This is a genomic window from Methylobacterium sp. OAE515, from assembly GCF_041806315.1.
In the GTDB taxonomy this organism is placed as follows: domain Bacteria; phylum Pseudomonadota; class Alphaproteobacteria; order Rhizobiales; family Beijerinckiaceae; genus Methylobacterium; species Methylobacterium tardum.
The window spans coordinates 3,614,322-3,640,847 of sequence record NZ_JBGMUV010000001.1; the positions used below are offsets into that span (position 1 = coordinate 3,614,322).

Here is a 26,526-nt window from a genome sequence, read left to right on the forward strand (position 1 = left end):
TGGGTTCCGGCCGGTCGCCTCAGGCGGCCGGCCGGGCCTCCCGGCGGATCGTCTCCTGCGCCAGGAGATAGAGGCCGGATCCAACCACGATCATGGCGCCCGCGACCGTCCAGCGGCTCGGGACGTCGCCGAACAGCAGGAAGCCGAGGGTCACCGACCACAGCAGCTGCGTGTAGATGAACGGCGCCAGCACGTTGGCCGGGGCCCGGGCATGGGCCATCACCAGCAGCCAGTGGCCCAGAGTCCCGAACAGGGCAACCCCGAACAGCAGCGCCCAGTGGGTCAGGCTCGCCGGGCTCGTCCAGATCCAGGGCAGGAGCGGGGCCATCAGCGCGAGGCCCGCGAGCCCCGTGTAGAACATGGTCGTGGCGGTCGAATCGTAGGCCGCGAGCTTGCGCGTGATGATCGCGTAGAAGGCGTAGACCACGACGTTGGCGACGCAGAGCAGAGCGGCCGGATGCATCCCGCCGACGCCCGGCCGCACGATCACCAGCACGCCCAGGAAGCCGACGCCGATCGCCGCCAGCCGCGCCCGCGACGACCACTCGCCGAGCAGCGGCCCGGCCAGCAGCGCCACCGTGAGCGGCGCGGCGAACTGGATCGAGATCGTCTCGGCGAGCTGCAGGTAGCGTAGGGCCAGGAAGTTCAGCGCCGTGGAGGCGAAGAGCAGCAGGGATCGCGCGATCTGCAGCGGCAGGCGCCGGCTTTTCACGACGCCCGGCGTGCGCACGGGGTTGATGAACAGCGAGATCATGGCGACGCTCGCGGCGTAGCGCATGAAGGTGGTGACCAGGGGGTCGACGCCGGCCCGCGCCAGGGTCTTGCCGCAGGCGTCGAGGCTCGCGAAGAAGGCGACGGCCCCGCACATCAGGGCGATGCCGATGATCCGCCGGCGGCCGGCGAGGTCGGCCTCCGGATCGCAGCGCGTCGCGGCGATGTCATCGGGGACGGAGGTCGCGACCTGCGTGCTCATGCCTGACCAATCTCGGTAGAGACCGAATTCCTGCCACGTCTCGTGCCGCCGAGGTATCGGCCGTCACGCAGAGGAACCATGCATCCGGCACCGTCATCCCGCCGAAGGAGGGCTCAACGCCTGGCGGGGGCCCTCTCGGCCGAGGCGGTCTTGTCAGCGGAAGCGGTCTTCTCCGCGGACGCGGTTTTGGTCGCTGCCTTGGCAGCCTTGGGTTTCGGCGGCGTCGCGCCGGCGATCAGGGCAGCCAAGTGCGATTGATCGAGCCCCGATGCGGCGCGCGGGGCCGCCACCGGAGTCGGCGCGACCGCGGCCGCACGCTCGACATGGCGGGGCTCGATGGAGCCCGTCGCGACCGGGTCCGGAATGCTGGCGGCAACCGGGATCGGCGTCGGAGACTCGCGCTGTACGCGCAGGGTCCAATGGGCGGCGGTGGAGAGCGCGGCGATGCCGAGGATCGCCTTGATGCCACCGGTAAGCAGGGCTCGCATGGTCGTCAGGCCCGATAGAACGCAGTTACGCCGAACCGGATCCCCGGCCCTGACGCATCATCGCGCGGGAGCGTGAATGAAGCCGCAACCGCGCCGGTCCGGCCTGTCCCGGAACGGGGCAGTTCCCGGAGCGCCGCGATGGACGGGTTCACCGGCTATCGAAATGCGGGATCTGTGTGGGCCTTGCGCCGGATCCGCGGTTCCTGTTCCCCGCGCTCCCGACACTCCTGCAGCGACTCGGCCCACTGAGCCTCACAGGAACCGCCCAGAGAACTGGTCCGGACCGCCCCGTCACTGCCGACCCCGCCGCCATGCAGGCCCGAGCGGGCTCGCGAAACCTTCAGGCGCATCGGCCGCTGGGGACCGCCCGTGTAGAGGGTGACAGCCGAGCCGGCAACAGAGACGGAATCGTTTCGGCGACCCCGCGGCGAAGCGTATCAGCGCGGCCGCGGCGGTCGAACACACCCTGTCTTTATGGGGCGCCGCAGGCGAGCCCGGAATCCAGAACCTCTGACGGCGTCGGGCTTAGCACCGTCGGCGGGTCTGGATTCCGGGCCCTGCTACGCAGTCCCGGAATGACGGGTCTGTCTTTCGACGCTGCGGCCCGGTCTCAGCGTCCGGGGTCCTCATGTCTTTTTGGTTCGTTGCTCCCCACCCGCGAGCCTGACGGCGCCCGCGGGTGGGAGATCGTAAAGCGATCCGTCCGGGTCGACTTATCGCAGCGAGCCGCAGAAGCGCTGGATGCGCCGGCAGGCCTCCTCCAGCACCGCGTTGGACGTGGCGTAGGAGATGCGCAGGTTCGGGCCGAGCCCGAAAGCCGAGCCATGCACCGCGGCCACGCCCTCGGCCTGGAGCAGCTCCATGACGAAGTCCTCGTCGGTCTCGATGGTCTTGCCGGCCTCGGTCCTCTTGCCGATCAGTGCCGCGCAGGACGGATAGACGTAGAACGCGCCCTCGGGCGTCGGGCAGGTCAGACCGTTGGTCTGGTTGAGCATCGATACGACGAGGTCGCGCCGCTCCTGGAAGGCCGCGCGGAACTTGACCAGGTGGTCCTGCGGCCCGTCGAGGGCGGCGACCGCGGCCCATTGCGCGATCGTGCTGGCGCCGGAGGTCTGCTGGCCCTGGACGAAATCCATCGCCTTGATGAGCTTCTCCGGCCCGGCCGCGTAGCCGATGCGCCAGCCGGTCATGGCGTAGCCCTTCGAGACGCCGTTCATGGTCAGCGTCCGCTCGATGAGCTGCGGCTCGACCTGGGCCGGCGTGACGAACTCGAAATCGCCGTAGGTCAGGTGCTCGTAGATGTCGTCGGTGAGGATGTGCACGTCCGGGTAGCGGAGCAGCACGTCGGTGAGCGCCTTCATCTCGGCGCGGGAATAGGCGGCGCCGGACGGGTTCGACGGCGAGTTGAGGACGATCCATTTGGTCTTCGGGGTGAGCACCCGATCGAGCTCCTCCGGCTGGAGCTTGAAGCCGTGGTCCATGTCGGTTTCGGCGAAGACCGGCGTGCCGCCGCACAGCCCGACCATCTCCGGATAGGACACCCAGTAGGGGCGGGGGATCACCACCTCGTCGCCGGGGTTCAGGGTGGCCAGGAAGGCGTTGTACAGCACCTGCTTGCCGCCGGTGCCCACGATGGTCTGCGAGACCTTGTAGTCGAGCCCGTTCTCGCGCTTGAACTTGCGTACGATCGCCTCGCGCAGGGGCGCGATGCCGGAGACCGGCGGGTAGCGCGTCTCGTTCCGGTGGATCGCCTCGATCGCGGCCTGCTTGATGTGCTCGGGCGTGTCGAAATCCGGCTCGCCCACCGACAGGCTGATGACATCGACGCCGGAGGCCTTCAGGTCCCGGGCCTTCTGGGTCATCACGATGGTCGCGGACGGCTTCACCCGCGAGAGGACGTCGGCGAGGAGAGCCATAGCGTGCGGTGCTCCGGATTTTCGAGGTTGGGCGCCGCCTCTTCGCGGCGCGGCGGACCCTAGGCCCGGGACGCTGAGCCGGCAAGGCGGGGCGCGACACGAACCCGAATCTCGCGCCCAGCGCGCGGCGCAGGTCTCCCCTTCGCGGCCGCTCTCGCTTTGCGGGATCGTCGTTACCAGATCCTATCCATGACACCGCTCTCCGTCCTCGATCTCTCCTTCGTCAGCGCCGAGGCTACCCCGGCGCAGGCCTTGCACGACACCCTGGCGCTCGCCCGCCACGTCGACGGCCTCGGTTACCGGCGCTACTGGCTCGCCGAGCACCACGCGCTGCCCAACGTGGCGAGCCCGGCCCCCGAGATCATGATCGGCCAGATCGCCGCCGCGACCCGCAACCTCCGGGTCGGCTCGGGCGGGATCATGCTGCCGAACCACGCGCCGCTGATGGTGGCCGAGCGCTTCCGGGTGCTGGAAGCCCTGTTCCCGGGCCGAATCGATCTCGGCCTCGGCCGGGCTCCCGGCACCGACGGCCTCACGGCCCGGGCGCTGCGCCGCCGCGAGGCCACGGGGGAGGGCGGCGGTGACGACTTCCTCGACCGCCTGCAGGAGTTGCTGTTCTGGGACGGCGGCTTCCCGGAAGGCCATCCCTTTGCGCGGATCACCGCGAGCCCGGCGGACGTCCCGCTGCCGCCGATCTTCCTGCTCGGCTCCTCGGATTACAGTGCCCGACTCGCCGGCGAGATCGGCTGCGGCTTCGGCTTCGCGCAGCACTTCTCCGGGATGCCCGCGGAGCCGCCGATGCTCGATTACCGCCGCGGGTTCCGGCCGACACGCCTCGGCACGAAGCCCCACGCGATCCTGGCGGTGGCGGCGATCTGCGCCCCCACCGACGCGGAGGCCGAGCGGTTGGCGTCCAGCGCGCGGTTGGCGACGCTGCGGCGGGAGCGGGGCGAGTACCGGCCGCTGCCGAGCCTCGCCGAGGCGCTGGCCTACCCGTATTCCGACGGCGAGCGGATGCAGATCGAGCGCGGCCGCGACCGCCTGCACGTGGGCGGCCCCGAGACCGTGCGGGCCCGGCTCGCCGACATGGTCGCGCGCACGCAGGCCGACGAACTGATGATCGTCACGGCGATCCCCGACCAGGCGGCGCGGCACCAATCCTACGCGCTGCTGGCCCAGGCCTGGGGGCTCGGCGCCGCCTCACAGGCGGCCTGAGCCGTCACCCGTCACCCACTTCAGGCCCTGGCGGCGCTGCCGTCGGCCGTGCAGGCTCTGATCGGACCAGGCCCGCGCGAGACGGGCAGACCGGAGGAGACGCAGCATGGGCAACCGACGCGAATTCCTGACCGTCACGGCCGCGGGGCTCGCCGCAGCGGCGGCGCCGGCCCGGGCGGCCGAGGAGCGGACGGCGGCGCCGAAGACTGCGCCGGCGGGTATGCCCGCGCCCTTCGGCATGCCCCGGGACATGATCCTCATCAACATGCGCCGCGGCGACGCCTATACCTTGGGCGTGAAGATGGCCGACACGGTGCTCGACGTCGCCGCCGCCGGCCGTGCCCTCGGGATGCCGGTTCCCACCGACATGGACGACCTGCTGCAGAACGGGCGCGGCCCGGCCTTGCGGGCGCTGATCGACGCGGTCGAGGCCGCCCCCGACGGGCGCTTCATGCTGGCGGAGAGCGGCATCGCCTACGGGCCGGTGGTCACGCGGCCCGAGAAGATCATCATGATGGGCTTCAACTACCGCCACCACGCGGAGGAGACCGGCACGCCGATCCCGAAGGATCCGCCGCTGTTCAACAAGTACAACAACGCCCTGAATCACCACGGCGGCACGATCACGCTGCCAACCCAGGCGGCGCGCGAGTTCGACTACGAGACCGAGCTGGTCCTGGTCTTCGGCCGGGAATGCCGGAACGTCTCCGAGGCGGACGCCCTCGATTATCTCGCCGGCTACTGCACGGGCAACGATTTCAGCGCCCGGGATCTCCAAACGCTGACCTCGCAATTCATGATCGGGAAGACGTCCGACGGGTTCGCGCCACTCGGCCCCTACCTGGTCACCGCCGACCGGGTGAAGGACCCGAACAATCTCAAGCTGAAGACGCTGGTCAACGGCCAGGTGCGCCAGGACTGGAGCACCAACGACATGATCTTCAACTGCCGCCAGCTGATCAGCTTCGCGTCCAAGGTGATGACGATCAAGCCGGGCGACATCTTCTACACGGGCACCCCGCAGGGGGTGATCTTCGGCGAGAAGATCCCGCGCAAGGACCGCGCTTGGCTGAAGCCCGGCGACGAGGTGGTGTCCGAGCTGGAAGGTCTGGGCGCGCTGCGCTTTAAGCTGGTCTGAGGCGAGCCCGAATCGCGCGCCGGTCCGCTGGCGACGCCGTCATCCCGGGGCCGCGCAGCGGAGCCCGAGATTCAGACGCGCCGGCGCACCAAGGCCTCACTGCTGCGGCGGCTCTGGATTCCGGGCTCGCCTGTGGCGACCCGGAACGACGGTGCGGGTGCGGCCGATCCTCAGCGCCCGAACAACCGTCCAAGGCGGGCAAGGAAACCGCCGCCTTCCGCAGGCTTCGCACCGGCCGCGGCCGCCTTGGGAGCCTCCGCCTTCGGCGCCAGGACCAGCCCGAGGGCCGCAGTGTCGGTGGTCTCGCGGTCGATCAGGATCAGGCTGCCGGTCTCGCGGTTCTCCGCGTAGGCGTCGATCGCCACCGCTCGGTCGAGGCGCAGGCTCACGTCGGCGATGTCGTTGGCCGACAGGCGCTCGGCCGGGCCGGGCTTGCCGGTCTCGGGATCGATGCGCGAGACGATCCGCTCCACGGTCGCGGTTACCGTGGCGGTGCCGATCTTGGCGAACAGGCTCGCGCCCGGGCTGAGATCCGTCTCGGCGGCCCAGAACAGGCGGGCGTCGAGGGTTTCTGTGACCCGCATCGACGCGTCGGTGGCCACGATCACCTGCCCGCGGGAGGCGTCGATCTGGTCGGCGAGCACCAGGGTCACCGACTCGTCCTCGCCGGCCTCGGGCAGGTCGCCGTCGGCGGTGTAGATCCGCGCCACCGTGGAGGTCCGGCCGGAGGGCTGCACCGTTACCGAGTCGCCCGGCCGCACCCGGCCGCTGGCGATCCGACCGCTGTAGCCGCGGAACTCGGAATTCGGCCGGTTGACCCACTGCACCGCCATCCGGAACGGCGCGTTGAGCGCCTCCGCGTGGACCGGCACGGTCTCGAGGTAATGGAGCAGGGTGCCGCCCGTGTACCAGGGCGCCGCGACGCCCGCGTCCACGACGTTGTCGCCGTTCTTGGCCGAGAGCGGGATCGCCTTGACCTCGGCGAAGTTCAGCCCGCGGGCGAAGTCCGAGAACCCCGACACGATTCCGTCGAAGGTGCCCTGCGCCCAGCCGGCGAGGTCCATCTTGTTCACCGCCAGCACGACGCGGCGGATCCCCAGATTCGAGACCAGCAGCGCGTGGCGCCGGGTCTGGCGGGTCAGGCCCTGGCGGGCATCCACCAGGATCACCGCCACGTCGGCCGTCGAGGCGCCGGTGGCCATGTTGCGGGTGTACTGCTCGTGGCCGGGCGTGTCGGCCACGATGAAGGAGCGCCTGTCGGTGGAGAAGAACCGGTAGGCGACGTCGATGGTGATGCCCTGCTCGCGCTCGGCCTGGAGGCCGTCCACCAGCAGCGCGAGATCCACCTCCTGCCCCTGCGTCCCGTGCTTGCGCGAGTCGCGCTGGAGCGCCGAGATCTGGTCGTCGAAGATCTGCTTGGTGTCGTGCAGGAGCCGGCCGATCAGGGTCGACTTGCCGTCATCCACCGAACCGCAGGCGATGAAGCGCAGCACCGCCTTGTTACGGTGGGCGGTCAGGAAGGCCGCGTAGCCGGCGGCGCGGTCGCCGAAGGCGTTGGGGGCTTGGTGCAGCGTCATCAGAAATAGCCCTCCTGCTTCTTGCGCTCCATGGCGCCGGCCCCGTCCTTGTCGATCACCCGGCCCTGGCGCTCCGAGGTGCGGGCGGCGAGCGTCTCGCCGATGATCTCGGGGAGCGAGGCGGCGTCGCTCTCCACCGCCCCGGTCAGCGGGTAGCAGCCGAGCGTGCGGAAGCGGACGAGGCGCTGCTGCGGGGTCTCGCCGGGCTCGAGCGGCAGGCGCTCGTCGTCGACCATGATGAGCTGGCCCTCGCGCTCGACCACCGGCCGCTCCTTGGCGAAGTAGAGCGGCACGATCGGAATATTTTCCTGTTCGATGTAGAGCCAGATGTCGAGTTCGGTCCAGTTCGACAGGGGGAAGACCCGCAGGGATTCGCCGCGCTTCTTCTTGAGATTGTAGAGGTGCCAAGGCTCGGCGCGCTGGCGCTTCGGGTCCCAGCGGTGCTGCGCGGTACGGAGCGAGATGATTCGCTCCTTGGCGCGGCTTGCTTCCTCGTCACGGCGGGCGCCCCCGAAGGCGGCGTCGAACTTGTGCTTGTCGAGCGCCTGCCGCAGGGCCTGGGTCTTCATCACATCCGTGTGCACCTCGGAGCCGTGGCTCACCGGTCCGACGCCGCGGGCAAGCCCGTCCGGGTTGGTGTGGATCAGCAGGTCGAGGCCGAGTTCCTTCGCGCGTGCGTCGCGGAAGGCGATCATCTCGCGGAACTTCCAGGTCGTGTCGACGTGGAGCAGCGGGAACGGCAGCCGCCCGGGCGCGAAGGCCTTGAGGGCGAGGTGCAGCAGCACCGAAGAATCCTTGCCGATCGAGTAGAGCATCACCGGGTTCTCGGTCTCGGCGACCGTCTCCCGGAAGATGTGGATGGCCTCGGCCTCCAGCCGCTTCAGGTGGCTGAGGCCGTCGGCGGCGGTCGGTGCGGGCGTGGGGGCGCTCGGCTGCACGGCGGCGGCGAGGGCGGCGCTCATCGGGCGAACTCCGGCTGGCGGGCTGTCTGAGTCGGGGTGGTCTCGAACGCGGCGGCCTCCTGGCCCGGCTGCACCGACGCCGCGGGGCGTCCGACGTGCAGGCCGCATTCCTTCTTGTCTTCCTGCTCCCACCACCAGCGCCCGGCGCGCTCCGGCTCGCCGAGCTTCACCGCGCGGGTGCAGGGGGCACAGCCGATCGAGGGAAAGCCCCGGTCGTGCAGGACGTTGTAGGGGACGAAGTTGTCGCGCACGAAGCTGTCGACCTGCGCCCGGGTCCAGTCGGCCAGGGGGTTCAGCTTGATCAGGCCGCGCGCGGCGTCGAATTCCGCGAGAGGCGTCTCCGCACGGTTTGCGGACTGGCCGGCCCGCAGACCGGTCAGCCAGCCGCTGGCGCCTTCGAGCGCGCGGCCCAGCGGCTCGACCTTGCGGAAGCCGCAGCAGGCCTGCCGCGCGGCGACCGAGCGGCGGAAGCCGTTGATGCCCTCGGTCCGCACGAAATCCTCTGCGGCCGCGCGCTCCGGCGCGTAGGCCGCGATCCGGATGCCGTAGGCCGATTCGGTCTCGGACCACGTGTCGTAGGTCTCGGCGAACAGGCGGCCGGTATCGAGGGTGACGATCTCGACGCGGCCCTTCGCGAGGCCCGCCATGGCCAGCGCGTGGGTGAGCGCCTGATCCTCGACGCCGAGGCTCGTCGTGAAGACGAGACGGCCGGGGATCTCGGCGGCGATCCGATGGAGGCGGCCTGAAAGGTCGAGCCCGGACAGCTGCTCCGCAAGAGCCTCAGCCGTCTGTCGGTCCGGACGGGTCATCGCGACATGTCCCGGGGTTCGCGTGATGGAAAGGGCACGGCGCACGCCGACCCTGTTGTCGAACGGTCGAAATGTTCGCTATACCGAACGAAGTCAAGGTGCTTCGCCCCGCTTGCCGGGCCCCGGCGTCGGGGCGACTGTGCGGTTGCGCACAGCGATCCACACCGGTGGCCGGCGGTCAGGATAAAAAATTCTTCTTATCGACACCGGTACGCCCCTATATCGACCCCGCGCCGGCCAGCGCGGAAAAAGCCGATGGAGACAGCTTTGGACGCGATCGATCTGAAGATTCTCGCCCTGCTACAGACGGACGCGACCCTTTCGATCGCGGCCATCGGCGAACGGGTCGGGCTGTCGCAAACCCCCTGCTGGAAGCGGATCCAGAAGCTGGAGGCTGACGGCGTCATCGACCGGCGGGTGGCGGTGCTCGATCCGGTGAAGCTCGGCCTCGGCCTGACCGTGTTCGTCTCCATCGAGACGGCCGACCACTCGCAGGAATGGCTGCAGCGCTTCGCCGCAACCGTCTCGGCCATGCCGGAGGTGCTTGAGTTCTACCGGATGGCCGGCGACGTGGACTACATGCTGCGTGTCGTCGTCGCCGACATGCAGGCCTACGACAGCTTCTACAAGCACCTGATCGCCGTGCTGCCGCTCAAGAACGTCACGTCCCGCTTCGCCATGGAGAAGGTCAAATCCACCACCGCCCTGCCGCTGCCAGCGCCGCCGAAGAACGGGCGGCATCTGCCCGGGACCGGTCCGGTCCTCGCCGTGGTCGGAGAATGATCTTCTCTTATTCCGCACCGCAGCGAACCTGATGTCCTAATCTTCACCCGTTCTGCAAAACGAACGTTTCTCGATTGACACCGGCCGTACAGGCCACGACATGGTCTCTTGATGTCACGCCAGAATCTTCTCCCGCGCACCGCCCCGTTCGGGGATGGCGAGCGCGCCAGCCTCGATGCGGTGCTCGGCGCCGCGAGCCCGACGCAGCGCGCGTGGCTGGCCGGCTTCCTGGCTGGCCTCGACGCCGCGGGCGGCCAGCCCGCCGCGGCGCCGGCCGCGCCGCCCAAGGCCGCCGAACCGCTGACGGTGATCTACGCGAGCGAGTCGGGGAACTCCGAGGCCCTTGCCGGCAACGTCGCCAAGCTCGCGCGCAAGCAGGGCTTCAAGCCCAAGGTCGTGGATTTCTCCGACCTCGACGTCGCGACCCTGCCGAAGGCCGGCAAGCTGATCGCCATCGCGGCGACCTGGGGCGAGGGCGAGCCGCCGGCCCGGGCGGTGCGGGCCTACGGCGAGCTGATGGGGGAGGGCGCCCCGCGCCTCGACGGCGTCGCGTTCGCGGTCCTGTCGCTCGGCGACACGTCCTACGCTGAGTTCTGCGCCATCGGGAAGGCACTCGACGCGCGCTTCGAGGCGCTGGGCGCCAAGCGCGCCGCCGAGCGGGCCGACCTCGACCTCGACTTCGAGAAGCCCGCCGCCGACTGGATCAAGGGCGCGCTGAAGGCGCTCGCCCCGGCGGAGCAGCCCGACAACGTCGTGGCGGTGGACTTCGCCCGCGCCGGGGCCGGCGAGGACGACGATGCCGAGCCGAGCCGCGAACCCGTGGTGGTCGAGGTCGTCGAGCATGTGAACCTCAACTCCTCCCGCTCCGACAAGGAGACGATCCACCTGGCGCTGGCCTTCGAGGACGGCGCGCCGGCCTACGAGCCCGGCGATTCGCTCGAGATCTTCCCCGAGAACGACCCGCAGCTGGTGGACGAGATCCTGAAGGCCGCCGGTCTCTCGGGCGACGAGGCCCTGCGCACGGCTTTGCTCGCCGAGCGGGACATCACCACGCTCTCGGCCGCCACGATCGAGCGGTTCGTGAAGGCCACCGGTCACGCGGACGCGCAGAAGCTCATCGACAGCGGCGCCGCCAAGGCCTGGATCGAGGGCCGGCACCTGATCGACCTGCTGGAGACCTACCCGGCGAAGCTGACGGCCGAGCATCTCGGCACCATCACCCGGCCGCTGCCGCCGCGGGCCTACTCGATCGCCTCCTCGCGCAAGGAAGTGGGCGACGAGGTCCACCTCGTCATCGCGGCGGTGCGCTACGAGACCCACGGCCGCGCCCGCTCGGGCGTCGCCTCGGTCCAGGTGGCCGACCGCATCCGCGACGGCGCCAAGCTCCGGGTGCGGCTGAAGCCAAACCGCCACTTCCGCCTACCGCAGGATCCGGCCACCGACATCATCATGGTCGGCCCGGGTACCGGTGTCGCGCCGTTCCGCGCCTTCGTGCAGGAGCGCCGGGCCGTCGAGGCGCCCGGTCGGTCGTGGCTGTTCTTCGGCGACCGGCACTTCACCCACGACTTCCTGTACCAGCTCGAATGGCAGGATGCCCTGGAGGACCGGTCGCTCACCAAGATCGACGTGGCCTTCTCGCGGGACCAGCCGGAGAAGGTCTACGTGCAGGACCGGATCACCCAGAACGCCAAGGAGCTGGTCTCCTGGCTCGACGGGGGCGCGCATCTCTATGTCTGCGGCGACGCGAAGAACATGGCCAAGGACGTGCGCGCCGCGGTCGTGAAGGCCTACGAGACGGTCAAGAACCTGAGCGCCGCCGACGCCGAGACGCAGGTCGCGGCTTTGGAGCGCAGCCACCGCTACCAGCAGGACGTTTACTAAGGACACACCGCTCCCCGCACCGCGGGGGCCTTCAACGAGATGCGGCAGAGACAGGCGGGACGCAGGTCTCCTCTCCCAGGTGGGAGAGGGACAGGGTGAGGGATCGGGTCTTTCCGGAGAGGGCGCAGCCCTCACCCGGCTTTCTGCGAAAGCAGACCTCTCCCGCGCGGGAGAGGGGGCCGGTCGCGGATCCGGTTCCAGTCCTGCACCGGCTTCGCTCCGCTCGCCACCTCCCCATCGGGGAGGAAGACGCGTTCAGACAGACGGATCCACCCCATGGACGACCACAGCCCCCGCGACGCCGCCGAGACCCCGGCCCCCGGCTCCGCCGCCACCCCGGCCAAGCGCGTCTACGAGACCCCGCCGACCGCGCGCCCGATCACGGACGCTGAGGCCGCGCGCGCGGAGAAACTCGCCGCGAACGAGCACATCAAGATCGCCAGCGGCTACCTCCGCGGCACCCTGGCGGACGGGCTCCTGAAGCACGCCACCGGGGCGATCTCGGAGGATGACGGGCAGCTCGTGAAGTTCCACGGGATGTATCTGCAGGACGACCGCGACCTGCGCCCCGAGCGGACCAAGAAGAAGCTCGACAAGGCCTACAGCTTCATGATCCGCCTGCGCATCGCCGGCGGCGTCATCACCCCGAAGCAGTGGCTGATCCTCGACGACATCGCCCGGACCTACGCGGGTGGGGCGCTGCGCGCGACCACGCGCCAGACCTTCCAGTACCACGGCGTAATCAAGTCGAACCTGAAGCGCACGATGGCGGCGATTGACGGCGCGCTGCTCGACACGATCGCGGCCTGCGGCGACGTCAACCGCAACGTCATGGCGGCGACGAACCCGGCCCAGGTCGGTGCCCACAAGGCCGCCTACCAGCTCGCCAAGGACATCTCCGACTCGCTGCTGCCCAAGACCAGCGCGTGGCGCGAGATCTGGCTCGACGGCGAGCGCGTGGTCGGCGGCGAGGACGCGGCCGAGGTCGAGCCGGTCTACGGCCGGACCTACCTGCCGCGGAAGTTCAAGACCGTCGTGGCGGTGCCGCCCTCCAACGAGGTCGACATCTTCGCCCACGATCTCGGCTTCATCGCGATCCTCGACAAGAAGAACCAGGTCACCGGCTGGAACGTGACGGTGGGCGGCGGCATGGGCATGACCCACGGCGAGCCCGACACCTTCCCACGCACCGCCGACGTCATGGGCTTCGTGAAGCCCGAGGACGCCATCAACGTCGCCGAGGCGGTGATGACCGTCCAGCGCGACTGGGGCAACCGCAAGAACCGCAAGAACGCGCGACTGAAGTACACGATCGAGCGCTACGGGCTCGACGCGTTCCGCGCCGAGGTCGAGAAGCGCGTCGGCAAGAAGCTCGGCGCGCCCAAGCCCTTCGCATTCACCGGCAACGGCGACCGCTACGGCTGGGTCGAGGGCGACGACGGCCGCCACCACCTGACCCTCTACGTGCCCTCGGGCCGGATCAAGGACATTGAGGGCGGCGCGCAGTTCCTCTCGGGCCTGCGCCGCATCGCCGAGGTGCACCAGGGCGATTTCCGCCTCACCGGCAACCAGAACGTCATCATCGCCAACGTCCCGGCCGAGAAGCGCGCCGAGATCGACGCTCTCGTCGATGAATACGGCCTGACCCGGGGTGCGAGCGCGCTGCGGCGCAGCTCGCTCGCCTGCGTGGCCCTGCCGACCTGCGGCCTCGCACTCGCCGAGAGCGAGCGCTACCTGCCGGACCTGATGACCGAGCTGGAGGAGAGCCTCGCGTCCCACGGCCTCGCCGAGGAGGAGATCACGATCCGCTCCACCGGCTGCCCGAACGGCTGCGCCCGGCCGTTCATCTCCGAGATCGGCCTCGTGGGCCGCGGCCCCGAGCGCTACCATCTCTATCTCGGTGCCGCCCACGACGGCTCGCGGCTGAGCAAGCTCTACAAGGAGGATGTGGCAGCCTCCGAGATCCGCGACACCCTCGACCCGCTGTTCGCCGACTACGCGAAGGGCCGGCAGCCGGGCGAGCATTTCGGCGACTACCTGATCCGCGCCGGCCACGTGGCCCGCACCACCAACGGCCCGGACTTCCACGACCGGACCGGCGCCCTCAAGCCGGCCACGCTCGGCTGACAGCAGGCCGCGCGCGTCCGGGACGAGGTCCCGGACGCGCCGAAACAGTGAGATCGCGGCGGCACGGGCCGTGGACGGCAGCTTGCGACCCGGCTCTGCCCTGACCGGAGCTGCCCTCCCAGATCCCGGGCTGCCGGAGCGCGGCGGCAGGAAGCGGGGACCCGGCGAGACACACCTCCCGCGCACCGGTCCCGACGCCCCTCTGGGACACCCGGAAAAGCCGTCATAGACCCGACTCCGCTCTACCCGCACGCGCCCCCCGTCACGGCGGCAGCCGCCGTCGCGACGCCGCGGGCCACAGATGAGAATGAACGTTCATTGACATGAGAATGAACGTTCATTACAACGGTCGAGCAAACAGGAGCGCGCGATGGCTCTCACTCTCGAAGGCCGCTGGTCCGATCTCGATACCGAGCGCTTCGGCGCCCGCGGCCCGGGCGCCCTCGCCGTCGTCCGTACCGTCTGCACCCCCGCCAACCTGACCTTCGGCGCCGTCCTGGCCCTCGCCTGGCTGGCGCTGATCAACTGGACGGGCGCCGGCCCGGACGGCTGGCAGGCCCGGATCTGCGCGGACCTGCATCAGGGACCACAATCCTGCGCCGTCGCCAGCCTGGGCAAGGATCAGAGCCGCATCGCTCCGGTCGCCCTCACGGCGCAGCCCGGGTCGTGACCGTCGCGGCGGGCCGGAGGGCGGAGGCCCGCGGCGACCCGTCCGCCCGGCGCGCGCACATCCTCGATGCGGCCGAAGCCTGCTTCGCGCGCAACGGCTTCCATCGCACCACCATGCAGGACCTCGCCCGCGAGGCCGCGATGAGTCCAGGCAACCTCTACCGCTACTTCGAGTCCAAGGAGGCCCTGGTCGTCGGGCTGGTGGAGCGCGAGCGCGAGCGCGGCACCCTTCTGGTGGCGGAGATGGAGGGCAGCGGCAATCGGCGTGGGGCGCTGCTCAGCATCATCGCCCGCTACTTCGTGTCGATCACCCGCGAGGCCGCGATCCTGCGGGTGGAGATCTGGTCGGAATCCACGCGCAATCCGGCCATCGCCGCCCTGACGGCGCGGACCGAGGCCGAGAGCCGCGACTGGTTCGTGACGACCTTCGCGGCGCTCGCCACCGCGCCGGACTGCGACCCGGCCGCACTCTACGCGCTCCTCGCGCCGCTGATGCGGGGGATCGTGGTCGGCCGCGCGGCACTGCCCGATTTCGACGTCGCCGCGGCGATCGCCCAGCTCCACGCGCTGCTCAACGCCGGGCTCGACGGCGGCCTGCCGACCCCGGCGCCCCGGGATCGGCAGGCGGCCCGCTGATCCCAGCGCCGCCGCGCGTCTCCGAGCCGGACCGGCGACCGGCGGCACAGCCGCCATCACCGATCGCGCGTTGGATCCGGCGCGCGGTACGCCGGCCGGTCCGCGATCCCCCCTCACGCGGGCCGGCCGTTCTCCCGGGCAATGCCGCGCGATCCCGCGAAGGACACGACGCGGTGAGTCGGCCTGCGTCCGGCGCGCGTCCCGGGATGCAGCCGGTTGCGAAGCTCAGCATTGCACACGCAAAAGTTGGCAGCTTTGAACGACTTCAAAGCATTGCCCTCAAAGCGTGCCTTCCGCGCCACATCCGGGCAGAGGATGCGCGCGTCACCCGCAGCTTTCCCAATCGGCATTGAGAAAAGGCGGCGCTTGCAATCTAGAAACACCGCATCGCGTCGATACGCCGCTCTTCAGAACGATTTTAAATCATGCTCGCCGCCCGGATCGACATCGTCGATCGCATCAAATACTGCCGGTCGCGTCCGAATCTCTGTAGCACTGGATTTGCAACAACGCTCCTTCTGCTCGCGCCGACAGAGATCCGCGCGCAATCTGAGCCGGCAGCCGACGAGGTTGTTCTCTCCGAACTCAGTGTTTCGGGCACGGGCCCCGTTAGCGAGCGGGCCGACGGTCCCGTCACCGGCTACCGGGCGACGCGCTCCGCGACCGCCACGCGCACCGACACGCCGGTGCGCGACTCGCCGCAATCGATCAACGTCGTGCCCCGTTCGGTGATCACCGATCAGCAGGACCTGCGACTGACCGATGCCGTGACCAACGTCAGCAACGTGGTTCTCGGCAGCACAGTGCAGGGACGGTCGCAGAACTACCTGATCCGAGGCTTCTCCACGCAGGTCTTCGCCGTCGACGGCGTGCTGGTCGATCCGGCCATCAACTTCTACCCGGTGACGCGCGACCTCGTGGATGCCGAGCGCGTCGAGGTGATCAAGGGCCCGGCCTCGGTCCTGTTCGGCCGGGGAGATCCCGGCGGCGTCATCAACATCGTGACCCGCCGACCGACCTTCGAGCCTACGGCCGACGCGAGCGTGCAGGGCGGCAGCTTCGGCTTCCGGCGCTTCCAGGGCTCCGTGTCGAGCGCGCTGCCCGCCGTCGAGGGCCTCGCCGCGCGTCTCAGCTTCGCCGCCCAGGAGGATCCGACCTTCCGCAACTACGGTGGCGACACCAACCGGCGCGTCTTCGTGGCGCCGGCCTTCAGTTGGACGCCGAGTGCCGACACCCGGGTCTACGTGAACTCGGAATTCACCAACCAGCACACCCAGTACGACGAGGGGCTGGTGGCCTTCCGCGGCCGCGTCCCCCTCGACAACATCAGCCGGTTCTACGGTGAGCCGTCCTCGCGCTACTTCGGCGAATTCAACAAAATCACCGTGCGGGCCGAGCACGACGTCAACGAGAACCTGACGCTCCGGCAGGTCATCGCCGGGCAATGGGGCACGTTCGACGTGTTCGCGGCCCGTGCCCTATCCGTCAACAATGCCGGCACGCTGCTGACCCGGCGGGAGGCAACGGTCAACTCGCGCTTCGCCGCGGTCGACAGCCAGACCGAGGCCGTGATGAAGTTCGACACCTTCGGCTTCGCCCATACGGCGCTTCTCGGGATCGAATACTCGAACGGCTTCCGCCACGCCTTCTCCCAGCAGGGCAACCTCGCTCCGGTCAGCTTCCTGAACCCGATGTTCGGCGCGGCCTTCCAGCCGCTCCAGTTCCAGGCCGACCTGAAGCAGAAGCTGGAGGTGTTCGGGTTCTACGCCCAGGACCAGATCGTGCTGGCGCCGGGATTGCAGCTCGTCGTCGGGGCACGGTTCGATCTCGGCAGCCAGTACTATTTCAACCGCCAGCCGGCCTCGCGGACCCAGCCGCCCGAGCAGACCCTGTTCGGCGCCTCGCCGCGGGTCGGGCTGATCTACCGGCCATTCGAGCCGCTGACCTTCTACGCGAGCTACGCCACGTCGTTCCTGCCGCAGACCGCCAGCGTGCTGAACGTGGCGAGCCCGCCGCCCAGCACGGGCGAGCAGGTCGAGGCCGGCACCCGGGTCGATCTCACGCCCGGCCTGACCCTGAGCGCGGCCGCCTTCCAGATCGTCCGGGACAACGTCGCGGCCACCGACCCGCGCAATTCCACCTTCTCGGTCATCACCGGCCAGCAGCGGTCGCGGGGTGTCGAGGCCGACCTGGCCGGCGAGATCCTGCCCGGCTGGAACGTCATCGGCAGTGTCGGCCTGATCGACGCGCGGATCACCAAGGACACGACCTTCGCGGTCGGCAACCGGCTCACCGGCGTGCCGGTGTTCAGCGGCAGCCTGTGGACGACCTACGCGTTCCAGCAGGGCCCGCTCCGCGGGCTCGGGCTCGGCTTCGGCGTCACCCATGTCGGCCAGCGCTACGGCGACCTCGACAACAGCTTCACCGTGGGCGCCTACAACCGGCTCGACGCGCTCGTGTACTACGATTTCGACGCCCACTGGCGTCTGTCGGTGAACATGCGCAACCTGACGAACGTGCGCTACATCGAGGCGCCGACCACCGCGACCAACAACACCCCCGGCGCGCCGTTCACGGTGCTGGCGACGATCACCGCCCGGCTCTGACGGGCGGACCGCATCGCCCGGGCGGTGGCAGGGCGACCTTCGTCGAACGACGGGCCGCCGGACGCCGCCGTCAGGGGCTCGCCGCGCGGACGGCGCCCGCCGGCGCGGCGGCCTCGACCGTCCTCCGGCGGGCCCCGGCGCGGCGGCGCAGGACGTAGAGCGTCAGGCCGGTCGCGGCGAAGCCCGGCATGGCCAGCGCCGCGAGGCAGAACAGCAGCGCGACGAGGTCGCCGAAGAAGCGGCCGCGATGCACCTCCAGGACGTTGTCCAGGAGACGCCGGCCCAGGGGCACGTCGGCGGCCCGCTCGGAGGCCAGCAGGGCGCCCGTGGCGGGATCGTAGCGGGCCTCGTTGCGGGCGCTCGGCGCGTCGACGCCCTTCGGCAGCCAGCGGATCCGGATCGCCTTCGTGTCGGCGCCCGGCAGGGTCAGGACCGCCGTGCCGGCCTCCTCGCCGATCCGCGTGCGGAAATCCGCCCAGGCGCGGTCGACGGCTGCGCCGCCGGCGGCATCGGCCGGCCTTCCAGCGGCCCTTCGGCCGGCCGGCTTCGCGGCGTCCGGCGCGCCCGCGAGCAGCCGCGCGGCGGCGTCCTTGAACGACGGGTAGGACCATGTCAGGCCGCTGAGCGCGATGATTAGGTAGACCGGCAGGAGCCAAGTCCCGACCACGGCGTGCAGCGACCACCAGCGCGGCCGGCCTGGGCGCGACAGGGCCGGCCTGAGCCAGATCCGCCAGCGGTGGATTTGGGGCCAGCGCAGGTAGAGGCCGGTCGCCAGGAAGGCCAGCAGCGCCAGGGTGCAGGCGCCCGTGATCGTGCGTCCCCAGCCCTTGGACCCGCCGGGCAGCAGCAGCCAGCGGTGCAGGTCCCGCACCGCGGTGAAGGCTCCCTCCAGCCGCACCGGGCCGAGCAGCGTCCCGTCGTATGGGTCGGCGTAGGCGGCGGGCGGCCGCGCGCGGGTCTCGGGATCGCGGGCGAAGCGGACATGGACGCTCGCGCTCGGGTCGTCCGACAGGGTCAGCACGTTGGCGACGCGGCCGCCCGCCTGCGCGTCGATCCGCGCCGCGAGGGAAGCGGGGGGCAGCGCCGTCCGTCCGCCGGGCGTGACCTCCAGCCGGTCGCGGTTGGCGAAGGCGGTAACCGCCTCCTCGTAGCTCATCAGGGCTCCGGTCAGACCCATCAGGGCGAGGACGAGACCGGCGGTGAGGCCCAGTGCCCAGTGCAGGCGGAAGAGCAGGGTCCGGAGGGTGGGAATCGGCATCGGCATGGCAGTGCCGGCTGCCTAGCAGAGTCCGGCCGGAGTGACGATGCTGCTGGCCAGATCGCACGCGACGGAGGTGCTTGTCCGCCCGCACGAGGTGCTGGGGTCCGCCGCCCCGTCACCCGGGACGGCGCAGCGGGAGCCGGATCCGGACCCGCCAGCGCGTTCACGTCCGCACCGGCGGCGCTCCGGACTGACGGCGCGCGGCCGGCGCCGCATCAGACCGCGCGCAGGACCTCGATCTCGGCGATCGTCGCGGTGGCCTGGGCCTGGAGCGGGCCGAGCAGAGGGGTGACGTCGTCCGCAGCCCGGCAGGCCGCTTCCACCGCCCGGCACGTGTCGGCGAGCGTGACGAAGCCCACCATGCTGGCCGCCGACACCATCGCGTGCGCGTCCAGCATGAGCCGCTCGCGGCCATGATCCGCGGCGTCGGGCCCGAACCGTTGCGCGAGTTCCCGGGCGAGCATCGCCAGGAGGTCGCGCATGCGGTCCCGTCCGACCATCTCGGTCATCTCGTCGAGAACGGCCCGATCGATCGAGGCGGCAGCGGGCGGACGCGCGCCGCGCGGGCGGGCCCAGCGGTCGATCGCCGCCAGCAGCGCGTCCGTCCGGAACGGCTTGCCGACATGGTCGTCGAGACCGGCCGCGCGCAGCTCGGCCACCTGCTGCGGCAGGACATTGGCGGTCATCGCGACGATCGGCACACGGCTTAGCGGCCCGCCCAGCGCGCGGATCCGCCGGGTCGCGGTGAGGCCGTCCATGACGGGCATCTGCACGTCCATCAGGACGAGGTCGTAGGACCGCGCCTGGACCGCCGCCACCGCGGCGACGCCGTCGGCGACCACGTCGACCGTGTGCCCGGCCCGCCCCAGGATCGTCCGGGCCAGTTCCTGGTTGAGCGGCACGTCCTCGGCCAGCAGGAGGCGCTTGCCCGTCGCGCGGGCGATCGCGGTGGCCGGCGCCCCGGCGCCGACCTCCGGGGCCGTCTCCGGCAGCGTGACCTCGAACCAGAAGGTCGAGCCTTCGCCCACGACGCTCGCGGCCCCGATCGTCCCGCCCATGAGTTCCACGAGGGATTTCGAGATGGCCAGGCCCAGCCCGGTGCCGCCGTACTCGCGGCTGACGGAGCCGTCGACCTGCGAGAAGCGCCGGAACAGGCGGTCGCACTTGTCCGCCGGGATGCCGATCCCGGTGTCGCGGATCTCGAAGCGCAGGGTGCGCGCGCCGGCCCGGCTTCCGGGGCCCGCCAGGACCGACAGGCGGATGCGCCCGATCGGGGTGAACTTCACGGCGTTGTTGAGCAGGTTGAGGAGGATCTGGCGCAGGCGGTCCTCGTCGCCGGCGATCCAGGCCGGCAGGTCCGGCCCGCGCGTGATGGCGAGCGCGAGCCCCTTGCGCTCGGCCGACGGGCGCACGATCGAGACGGCGTTGTCGATGAGCGCCTCGATCGCGAAGGGGCGGGGCACGATCTCGATCTGGCCGGCCTCGACCTTCGAGAAATCGAGGACGTCGTTGACCACGGTCAGGAGCGCCGCGCCGGCGGTGCGGATGCGGTCGGCGTGCTTGCGCGCCACCGGCCCGAGTTCCGTCTCGTCGAGCAGGAGGTCGGCATAGCCGATCACCCCGTTGAGCGGCGTGCGGATCTCGTGGCTCATGGCGGCCAGGAATTCGCTCTTGGCCGCGCTCGCGCGCTCGGCCTCCAGGCGGGCGGAATCCGCCGCGGCCTTGGCGGCGATGAGCGCCGCCTCGACAGCCTTGCGGGCGGTCACGTCGATGTTGAGTCCTATCATCCGCCGCGCCCGGCCATCCGGCCCCGGGACGCCGCGCCCGACGCCGTTGATCCAGCGCACGCCGCCGTCGGGGGTGGGGACCCGGAACTCGATCGAGAAGGTCTCCCCCGCCTCGGCGGCGGCCGCGGCGATCTGAAGGGCGCGCTCGCCGTCTTGGCGGTCGATCCGCGCGAGCCAGGCCTGCGCCTCGAGGGCGTAATCCCCCTCCGTCTCGATGCCGTGCAGGCGCGCGCTCTCGGCCGACCAGTCGATCCGGCCGCTGTCGAGGTCGAGGTGCCATGTGCCCGCCTTGGCGGCCTGCTGGGCGAGGAGCAGGAGGCTGCTCGCCTCCTCGACCTTGCGCCGCGCCGCCACGATCTCGTCGATGTCGAGGGCGGTGCCGAGCATGCCCACCATCGTCTCGCCCTGCCAGATCGGCAGGAGCACGAGCTTGTGCCAGCGATAGGCCCCGTCGTGGCGCTGCAGGCGGCCCTCGACCTCGTAGGCGGTCCGGCGCGCGCGCGCCTCGCGCCACAGGTCCTCCATCCGCTCGGCGTCGTCGGGGTGGTTGCGGGCCGTTCGGGCGGCCCGCGCGGGGCCGATCGGCCCGTAGTAATCCTCGAAGCGCCGGTTGACATAAGTCGCCTCGCCGGTCTCGGTCGCGGTGATCCAGACGAGCTGCGGCAGCGCATCCGCCAGCGCGCGGTAGCGCGCCTCGCTCAGGCGCAGGGCATCCTCCGCCCCCTTCCGGGCGCCGACGTCGCGCAGGGTGGCGACGTAGCCGTCCGCCGCGCCCGTCGTCGCGTCGTGGGTCAGGCTGAAGGAGATCTCCAGCCAGACCCAGCGGCCGTCCCGGTGCCGGTAGCGCTGGGAGGTCAGGGCGCGCGCCGTGCGCCCGCCGGTCAGGCCTTCCAGGACCTCGCGATAGGCCGCGACATCGTCGGGGTGGACGAAGGCGAGGGGCTGCGTGCCGATCAGGTCGTCCGGGTCGTAGCCGAGGACGGTGCGCACGGCGGGCGAGACGTAGCGGCGGCAGGTGGTCAGGTCGGACCAGATGATGATGTCGGTGGCGTTCTCGGCGAGCAGCCGGTAGCGGCGCTCGCTCTCCTCCGTCGCCCGCTCGGCGTGCCGGATCTGCGTGACGTCGCTGAAGGTCAGGACCGCGCCGCCATCGGCGAGGGGCGAGCGCCGCACCTCCAGGACGACACCGCTGGGCAGGCGCCAGTCGAAGAGCGGCGGCAGTGCCGTCAGGTCGCGGCCGGCCACGCCCAGCCGCAGCTCGGTTTCCGCCGCGGCGAAATCGCCCCGCGCGCGCTGGTAGGCGTGGATGTCGGGGAAGGCGACGCCCTCGCGCAGGACGTCGCCCGGCAGGTCGAGGATGTCCGCGGCGCTCCGGTTGAACACGCGGACGCGCTGGGCGGCGTCGAGCACGACGAGGCCCTGGTCCATGCTGTCCAGCGTCCCGTGCAGGAGCGTGTCGGTCTCGTGCGCGCGCCGCTCGGACCGGACCAGATCGGTCACGTCGAGGAGCATCCCGTGCAGGGCGACGAGCGTGCCGTCGGGGCCGTGTTCGGGCACGCCCTGGATGATCGCGTCGAGGCCGCTGCCGTCCGGGCGCACGATGCGGGCCCGGCCCTGATAGGGCGTCGCTGGCCGGCGGCCGCACAGGAGGTCGTCGACCCGCGCGATCACAAGCGCGCGATCATCCGGGTGATAACACGCGAAATGGTCCTCGAAGGCCAGAATCTGCTCCGCCGGCGGTCCGCCCAGGACGCGCGCCAGGCTCGCCGACCGGGCGACGCACCGCGTGCGCGCGTCAATCCGCCATTGCCCGAATCCGGCGGCGCCCGCCCACGGCTCCGACTCGCGCGCGGGAGAGGGGAGAGCGGGGCTTGGCGGCGCGACCGGGAAAGGCGCGTCTGTGTGCATCGGCGTTGGCGGATCCGTTCGACCGGCGCGAACCGCGCCCCGAAGCACACACGGTGCTGCTCCGGCGCAGCCTGCTTAGCCTATGGTTGCGGATTTCTTGCCAGTTTCGTGCGGCATGCGCGACCGCACCCCTGCCGCGCGCGGCTCTCGCCCCCGCCCTCCAGGGCCGTCACGGACGATCCTGTGCCAGCAAACCGAATGCCGAGGCCGATCGCGGAGGCCCCGGGCCCTGGCGAACCAGCGTCCGCAACGGACGACGGGCCGTACGCTCGCGCGGCATCATCGCCCCAGGTGTGAGGCTCCGGCCCGTGCGATCGGCACCGGCGCGCCGGCTGCGGGCGGTCCAGAGCCGTTGCCGGCGCAAGACCTTGCCGCGTCGGCGGCTCTGATCCGAGGGCCCAGGATGACCGGACGAGACGCCCTGGGGCAGATCTCAGGTCGGAGAACGCGACTTCACATTGTGGGCGGGGCCGCGCTGGAGCCGTTCCGGGTCCCGTTGAGACGGCCGACGCGCGGCGCGGGTCGTTGTGTGAGGTTGGGTCGTCCCGTCCCTGCCCTCATCCCGAGGTGCGGGCGCGTAGCGGTCGCCTCAGGATGAGGGCAGGGACGGGACATGGCGGGTCGTCGCGGCACGCCGGCGCGCCCGGCTCTCGAAGCGAGTCACAGCCCTGACGGTCGCGGCTCGACAGCGTTTCCGCCCGAGTGGACGCCGGTTCGGCGTGACAGCGCAGTCAAACAAGACTCGCGGCTCAGCTGTGCGCAGGCGGGCGGGGCGCGTGAAACGGGCGCGAGAGCCCAAAAGGAGCGCGAGGCCCAGGACGAGGCCGAGCGCGCGGACTGCTGCGAAGCCGGCGGTGCGCGCTCATGATGGCGGCCTGAACGGCATCGCCGCAGCCTGGAAGCAGGCGCCGGATCCGGCACCTGCTGCGCGATCCACATGATCGGTTCGCCGCCAGTTGCAAGTCGAGGAGATCTTGCAGGCTGGGCGCTGCCACGAACCGGGCCGGCGCCCCACCCAGATCGTGCAGGCGGCGCCGGCCGGGGACTCCTGTCAGGCCAGATCAGCCCGCGTCAGTCCTTGCGGACCAAAGTCGCCGGGGCATTCGCCTCGCCGAGGCCGAAATCGGCCAGCCGGTAGGAGATCTGCGCGAAGGCGCCGTAGCGGTCGGTCTCGAACTTGGTCGGGCTGCGCGGGTAGGTCGGGAACTTCACGGAGCCCGAGTCGGTCTGCATCCGCCAGTAACGGCCGCCGACGCCGACGCTCACGCGAGGTGTCACGTCGTACGAGACGATGCCCTCGGCGAAGTAGCCGTCTCCGCGCCCCTGCTGCGGCAGCGGGTTGATGTCCGGCCGGAGCCAGTGACGATCGACCCCCTCCAGAGACACGGCGGGGAGGTAGGCACCCTCCAGACTCAGCCGGACCCGGTCGAACCGGGCCTCGCCGATCAGGCCGACGCGCAGAGCATTCCAGCGCAGGGTTTCACCCAAGCCCTTGACCTGATCGGGTACGGCGTACTGGCCCGCGCAGATGCCGCTGCGTGCCACCTGCTGGCAACCGTGGCCGTTGAGAAGCTCGGCGTCGTACTGGTAGCCGACGAAGCCGCCCAGGCTGAAGCCGTCCCGGCGCAGCACGTCGTAGCCGAAATCGATGACGCCGTAGCCGATGTCGCCGTCCTTGATCGGCGAGAGCGTCTTTGAATACCGGCTTTCGAGAGGTGGGAAATCCTCGTCGGCGAGCCGGCCGGTCGTGACCCCACCCGCGCCGAGGAAGCCCTTGGCGAGCAGGCCCGTCGGCGCGTGCTCGACCCGCGCGAAGCTCTCGCCGGAATGGGCGTCGGCACCCGCGTAGGTCAGGCGGGAATTGACCTGGCCGGGCTTGAAGGGATCGCCGAGGGTGTAGCGCGGGCCGCCGGAGCTGTAGAAATAGCGCAGGCCACCTTCGAAGGCCCAGGGCGATGGCGCGGCCGGACCGTCCGACGGCAGGCCGGCACCGAACCGGTAATTGAGGCCGACACGAGTCAGGAAACCGTCCGTCGCGATGCGGGCACCGGCACGATAGCCGGGCAGCACGCGACCGATCGGTGCCGCGAGGACCGAGCGGCTGCCGAGGTCGTAGTACAGGCCCTCGACCTTCGCCGAGAGGTGATCGGTGAACGCGTGCTCGAGGCCGGCGCCGACGGCATAGCCCGTGCGGACCTCGCCTTCGCGAGCGTCGAACACGCTCCGATTGAAGGCCGTCAGGTTGCTGTCGATGCGCACGTTGCCGAAGGCGAGGCCGCCGGTGCCGTAGATCAGCGTCGGCCCCAGGGCGAAGCCCACCTTGCCGCGCAGGGTCGCCAACTGGTCGAGCCGCTGCCCAGCATGTGCGACGCGGAAGATCAGGGCGCGGCCGCCGCTGTCGGTGAAGCGGCCCTCCCGCTCGCCGTAATCCCAGAGGCGCGTGAACTGATAATCCGCGGCGCCGCCGACCACGAAGCCGGATCCGACCGCCCAATTGCCGCCGACCTCGCCGCCGGCGATGAAGCCGTCATCGGTGCCCCGCCTGGACGGGAGGACCGGGCAGCCCGCTGCGCCGGCCCGCCCGTCTGGACCCGCGCAGAGGAACTGCGTCGCGCTGTCGAGCGCGCCGAAGCCGGCGAACAGGCCGCCATAGACGCCCGACCACGTGAAGACGGGGGGCGCCACCGGCTCGGATTTGGGATTGTGGGCCAGATCGGCGGACAGCGCTGTGCTCGACAGCAATCCCATCACGAGGCCGGCGCTCAAAATACGGTGCATCATCGCTTCCTGATTCGGAGGTGTCTCTGCCGCGTCCTGGGTAGAATCTCTGCCGTGAAGACTTGAAAATGCATTATTATTTCAGCACTGATAAAACAATACATCGTCGTTAGTCAGTCATACATGATCTTTGCCCACTGATTCTGTGGTCAAGCGGATGCAACTTAGCAAATCGTCGCAGATTTTCCAGGTAAAAGTACTACCAATAATTCGGCCGCCTGCGGCAGTTCGATTGTCATGAAATTTAAATCTAGAGAAAAAAGCCTCGATCGGCAGCCTGATGCATACTTGTTCATACCCAACAATAAGCGGGCGATGACGATGCTGCGCGCGACCGCCGGCAGGTCGATGGTGCCCGCCGAGTTGGGGATTGCAGGCCTCATCGCGCTGGCCTCCCCGCCGGATGTGCTCAGGTCCCCGGCCAAGCGGCGCCGGGGCCGGAACGATCGCCCGGAGGGCTGGTTGGCCGGGCATGAGGCAGTGGGCAGCCCGCTGCCAGGGCGTGCGATGCATGGACGCGGGCGACCTGAGGATCCTCCTCATCTGCAGCCTTGTGGGGGTGGCCGGATCCGCCGCCGCGCAGGGCGTCGGGTCAGGCGCTGCGCCGGATAGCGGCAGCGGAAGCGGCGCGGCACCGATGGCCGGCAGCGCGTCGCCGTCGAGCGGGGGCGGCCTCGGCGGGGCCGCCGGCCTGGGCGACCGGGGCGGCGTCGGCGGAGGCCCGGCGCCGAGCGGCGGCACCGGGGCACTCTACGGCGGCGAGGGGCCGCCGAAGCCCGCCGCGTCCGATGCGCCGGTCGGGACCGTCGCACCGAACGGCACCGGCGCCGGGGCCGGCGATCTCAGCGCGCCCACGCCAGCGTCGGCCGGTCCGGACGGCGCCGGACCGCGGGCTGCGGGCCCGGAGGGCGCCCGCCACCCGAACGGCTCCGCCTTCGGCATCCCACGCTGAGCGCCACACGGCGCGCCGTCCTGGGGGGCTCGGTCGGGACGGAACGCACCCAGATGTCCG

Annotated in this window: 19 protein-coding genes; 9 read left to right on the forward strand and 10 right to left on the reverse strand. The window is 70.6% G+C overall.

Translation table 11 applies throughout. From position 1 onward, the window contains the following. Nucleotides 1-19: 19 nt before the first annotated feature. The 3 genes from ABIE45_RS17655 to ABIE45_RS17665 all read right to left on the reverse strand — a co-directional run bounded on the left by ABIE45_RS17655 (nt 20) and on the right by ABIE45_RS17665 (nt 3,377). A complete protein-coding gene (locus ABIE45_RS17655) occupies nt 20-973 on the reverse strand; it encodes a DMT family transporter (RefSeq protein ID WP_192710063.1) in 954 nt (317 codons plus the stop codon). 113 nt (nt 974-1,086) lie between these two features. Further along, complete coding sequence (locus ABIE45_RS17660) at nt 1,087-1,461, reverse strand: hypothetical protein (RefSeq protein WP_192710064.1); 375 nt, start codon at nt 1,459-1,461, stop codon at nt 1,087-1,089. Nucleotides 1,462-2,174: 713 nt separating this feature from the next. After that, complete coding sequence (locus ABIE45_RS17665) at nt 2,175-3,377, reverse strand: pyridoxal phosphate-dependent aminotransferase (RefSeq protein WP_192710065.1); 1,203 nt, start codon at nt 3,375-3,377, stop codon at nt 2,175-2,177. A 189-nt stretch (nt 3,378-3,566) separates the two neighbouring features. On the opposite strand from ABIE45_RS17665, the gene ABIE45_RS17670 reads away from it, so the two are divergent. Together ABIE45_RS17670 and ABIE45_RS17675 are read left to right on the forward strand one after the other, a co-directional pair. Next, nucleotides 3,567-4,592 carry an LLM class flavin-dependent oxidoreductase gene (locus tag ABIE45_RS17670; RefSeq protein WP_192710066.1) on the forward strand — a complete coding sequence of 342 codons (1,026 nt, stop codon included), beginning with the start codon at nt 3,567-3,569 and terminating at the stop codon, nt 4,590-4,592. 106 nt (nt 4,593-4,698) lie between these two features. Continuing rightward, nucleotides 4,699-5,730: a fumarylacetoacetate hydrolase family protein gene (locus ABIE45_RS17675; RefSeq protein ID WP_192710067.1), complete on the forward strand. Its 1,032-nt coding sequence runs from the start codon at nt 4,699-4,701 to the stop codon at nt 5,728-5,730. A 170-nt stretch (nt 5,731-5,900) separates the two neighbouring features. Here the strand turns inward: ABIE45_RS17675 and cysN are convergent, their stop codons facing one another. From cysN to ABIE45_RS17690, 3 genes are read right to left on the reverse strand one after another with little or no spacing between them, the layout of a single operon-like run. Further along, on the reverse strand, nt 5,901-7,307 hold the full coding sequence (gene cysN, locus ABIE45_RS17680) for a sulfate adenylyltransferase subunit CysN (protein WP_192710068.1): 1,407 nt from the start codon (nt 7,305-7,307) through the stop codon (nt 5,901-5,903). Further along, complete coding sequence (gene cysD, locus ABIE45_RS17685; protein ID WP_210331939.1) at nt 7,307-8,269, reverse strand: sulfate adenylyltransferase subunit CysD; 963 nt, start codon at nt 8,267-8,269, stop codon at nt 7,307-7,309. The genes cysN and cysD overlap by 1 nt, the downstream gene beginning before the upstream one ends. Beyond that, nucleotides 8,266-9,078: a phosphoadenylyl-sulfate reductase gene (locus ABIE45_RS17690; RefSeq protein WP_192710069.1), complete on the reverse strand. Its 813-nt coding sequence runs from the start codon at nt 9,076-9,078 to the stop codon at nt 8,266-8,268. Before ABIE45_RS17690 ends, cysD begins: the two co-directional genes overlap by 4 nt. A 267-nt stretch (nt 9,079-9,345) precedes the next feature. On the opposite strand from ABIE45_RS17690, the gene ABIE45_RS17695 reads away from it, so the two are divergent. The 6 genes from ABIE45_RS17695 (at nt 9,346) to ABIE45_RS17720 (ending at nt 17,780) form a co-directional block, all read left to right on the forward strand. After that, the gene (locus tag ABIE45_RS17695) at nt 9,346-9,861 is read left to right on the forward strand and encodes an Lrp/AsnC family transcriptional regulator (protein ID WP_091716811.1); all 516 of its coding nucleotides are present in this window, start codon (nt 9,346-9,348) and stop codon (nt 9,859-9,861) included. Between the two features lie 111 nt (nt 9,862-9,972). Next, nucleotides 9,973-11,742, forward strand: coding sequence for a flavodoxin domain-containing protein (locus ABIE45_RS17700; protein WP_192710071.1), 1,770 nt, complete (start codon nt 9,973-9,975; stop codon nt 11,740-11,742). Nucleotides 11,743-12,018: 276 nt separating this feature from the next. Continuing rightward, nucleotides 12,019-13,869, forward strand: coding sequence for an NADPH-dependent assimilatory sulfite reductase hemoprotein subunit (locus ABIE45_RS17705; protein WP_192710072.1), 1,851 nt, complete (start codon nt 12,019-12,021; stop codon nt 13,867-13,869). 370 nt (nt 13,870-14,239) lie between these two features. Further along, nucleotides 14,240-14,539 carry a hypothetical protein gene (locus ABIE45_RS17710; protein ID WP_192710073.1) on the forward strand — a complete coding sequence of 100 codons (300 nt, stop codon included), beginning with the start codon at nt 14,240-14,242 and terminating at the stop codon, nt 14,537-14,539. Then, nucleotides 14,536-15,174 carry a TetR/AcrR family transcriptional regulator gene (locus tag ABIE45_RS17715; RefSeq protein ID WP_192710074.1) on the forward strand — a complete coding sequence of 213 codons (639 nt, stop codon included), beginning with the start codon at nt 14,536-14,538 and terminating at the stop codon, nt 15,172-15,174. The genes ABIE45_RS17710 and ABIE45_RS17715 overlap by 4 nt, the downstream gene beginning before the upstream one ends. 425 nt (nt 15,175-15,599) lie before the next feature. Continuing rightward, the gene (locus ABIE45_RS17720; protein ID WP_192710075.1) at nt 15,600-17,780 is read left to right on the forward strand and encodes a TonB-dependent siderophore receptor; all 2,181 of its coding nucleotides are present in this window, start codon (nt 15,600-15,602) and stop codon (nt 17,778-17,780) included. A 70-nt stretch (nt 17,781-17,850) separates the two neighbouring features. Here ABIE45_RS17720 and ABIE45_RS17725 read toward each other — a convergent pair whose 3' ends face one another. The 4 genes from ABIE45_RS17725 to ABIE45_RS17740 all read right to left on the reverse strand — a co-directional run bounded on the left by ABIE45_RS17725 (nt 17,851) and on the right by ABIE45_RS17740 (nt 25,897). Further along, nucleotides 17,851-19,044 carry a PepSY-associated TM helix domain-containing protein gene (locus ABIE45_RS17725; RefSeq protein WP_192710076.1) on the reverse strand — a complete coding sequence of 398 codons (1,194 nt, stop codon included), beginning with the start codon at nt 19,042-19,044 and terminating at the stop codon, nt 17,851-17,853. A gap of 212 nt (nt 19,045-19,256) precedes the next feature. Further along, nucleotides 19,257-22,499 (reverse strand): PAS domain S-box protein, encoded by a 3,243-nt coding sequence (locus tag ABIE45_RS17730; protein ID WP_373622424.1) that lies wholly within the window; start codon nt 22,497-22,499, stop codon nt 19,257-19,259. A gap of 1,308 nt (nt 22,500-23,807) precedes the next feature. Beyond that, nucleotides 23,808-25,514: an outer membrane beta-barrel protein gene (locus ABIE45_RS17735; RefSeq protein ID WP_192710078.1), complete on the reverse strand. Its 1,707-nt coding sequence runs from the start codon at nt 25,512-25,514 to the stop codon at nt 23,808-23,810. A gap of 164 nt (nt 25,515-25,678) precedes the next feature. Beyond that, nucleotides 25,679-25,897, reverse strand: coding sequence for a hypothetical protein (locus tag ABIE45_RS17740; RefSeq protein WP_192710079.1), 219 nt, complete (start codon nt 25,895-25,897; stop codon nt 25,679-25,681). Between the two features lie 254 nt (nt 25,898-26,151). On the opposite strand from ABIE45_RS17740, the gene ABIE45_RS17745 reads away from it, so the two are divergent. Further along, a complete protein-coding gene (locus ABIE45_RS17745) occupies nt 26,152-26,466 on the forward strand; it encodes a hypothetical protein (protein ID WP_192710080.1) in 315 nt (104 codons plus the stop codon). Nucleotides 26,467-26,526 lie beyond the last annotated feature (60 nt).

What these genes read in the sequence shown, in the direction of transcription:
- ABIE45_RS17655 (WP_192710063.1), bottom strand. Translation starts at nt 973, where the DNA reads ATGAGCACGCAGGTCGCGACCTCCGTCCCCGATGACATCGCCGCGACG.
- ABIE45_RS17660 (WP_192710064.1), bottom strand. Translation starts at nt 1,461, where the DNA reads ATGCGAGCCCTGCTTACCGGTGGCATCAAGGCGATCCTCGGCATCGCC.
- ABIE45_RS17665 (WP_192710065.1), bottom strand. Translation starts at nt 3,377, where the DNA reads ATGGCTCTCCTCGCCGACGTCCTCTCGCGGGTGAAGCCGTCCGCGACC.
- ABIE45_RS17670 (WP_192710066.1), top strand. Translation starts at nt 3,567, where the DNA reads ATGACACCGCTCTCCGTCCTCGATCTCTCCTTCGTCAGCGCCGAGGCT.
- ABIE45_RS17675 (WP_192710067.1), top strand. Translation starts at nt 4,699, where the DNA reads ATGGGCAACCGACGCGAATTCCTGACCGTCACGGCCGCGGGGCTCGCC.
- cysN (WP_192710068.1), bottom strand. Translation starts at nt 7,307, where the DNA reads ATGACGCTGCACCAAGCCCCCAACGCCTTCGGCGACCGCGCCGCCGGC.
- cysD (WP_210331939.1), bottom strand. Translation starts at nt 8,269, where the DNA reads ATGAGCGCCGCCCTCGCCGCCGCCGTGCAGCCGAGCGCCCCCACGCCC.
- ABIE45_RS17690 (WP_192710069.1), bottom strand. Translation starts at nt 9,078, where the DNA reads ATGACCCGTCCGGACCGACAGACGGCTGAGGCTCTTGCGGAGCAGCTG.
- ABIE45_RS17700 (WP_192710071.1), top strand. Translation starts at nt 9,973, where the DNA reads ATGTCACGCCAGAATCTTCTCCCGCGCACCGCCCCGTTCGGGGATGGC.
- ABIE45_RS17705 (WP_192710072.1), top strand. Translation starts at nt 12,019, where the DNA reads ATGGACGACCACAGCCCCCGCGACGCCGCCGAGACCCCGGCCCCCGGC.
- ABIE45_RS17710 (WP_192710073.1), top strand. Translation starts at nt 14,240, where the DNA reads ATGGCTCTCACTCTCGAAGGCCGCTGGTCCGATCTCGATACCGAGCGC.
- ABIE45_RS17720 (WP_192710075.1), top strand. Translation starts at nt 15,600, where the DNA reads ATGCTCGCCGCCCGGATCGACATCGTCGATCGCATCAAATACTGCCGG.
- ABIE45_RS17725 (WP_192710076.1), bottom strand. Translation starts at nt 19,044, where the DNA reads ATGCCGATGCCGATTCCCACCCTCCGGACCCTGCTCTTCCGCCTGCAC.
- ABIE45_RS17735 (WP_192710078.1), bottom strand. Translation starts at nt 25,514, where the DNA reads ATGCACCGTATTTTGAGCGCCGGCCTCGTGATGGGATTGCTGTCGAGC.
- ABIE45_RS17740 (WP_192710079.1), bottom strand. Translation starts at nt 25,897, where the DNA reads ATGAGGCCTGCAATCCCCAACTCGGCGGGCACCATCGACCTGCCGGCG.
- ABIE45_RS17745 (WP_192710080.1), top strand. Translation starts at nt 26,152, where the DNA reads ATGGCCGGCAGCGCGTCGCCGTCGAGCGGGGGCGGCCTCGGCGGGGCC.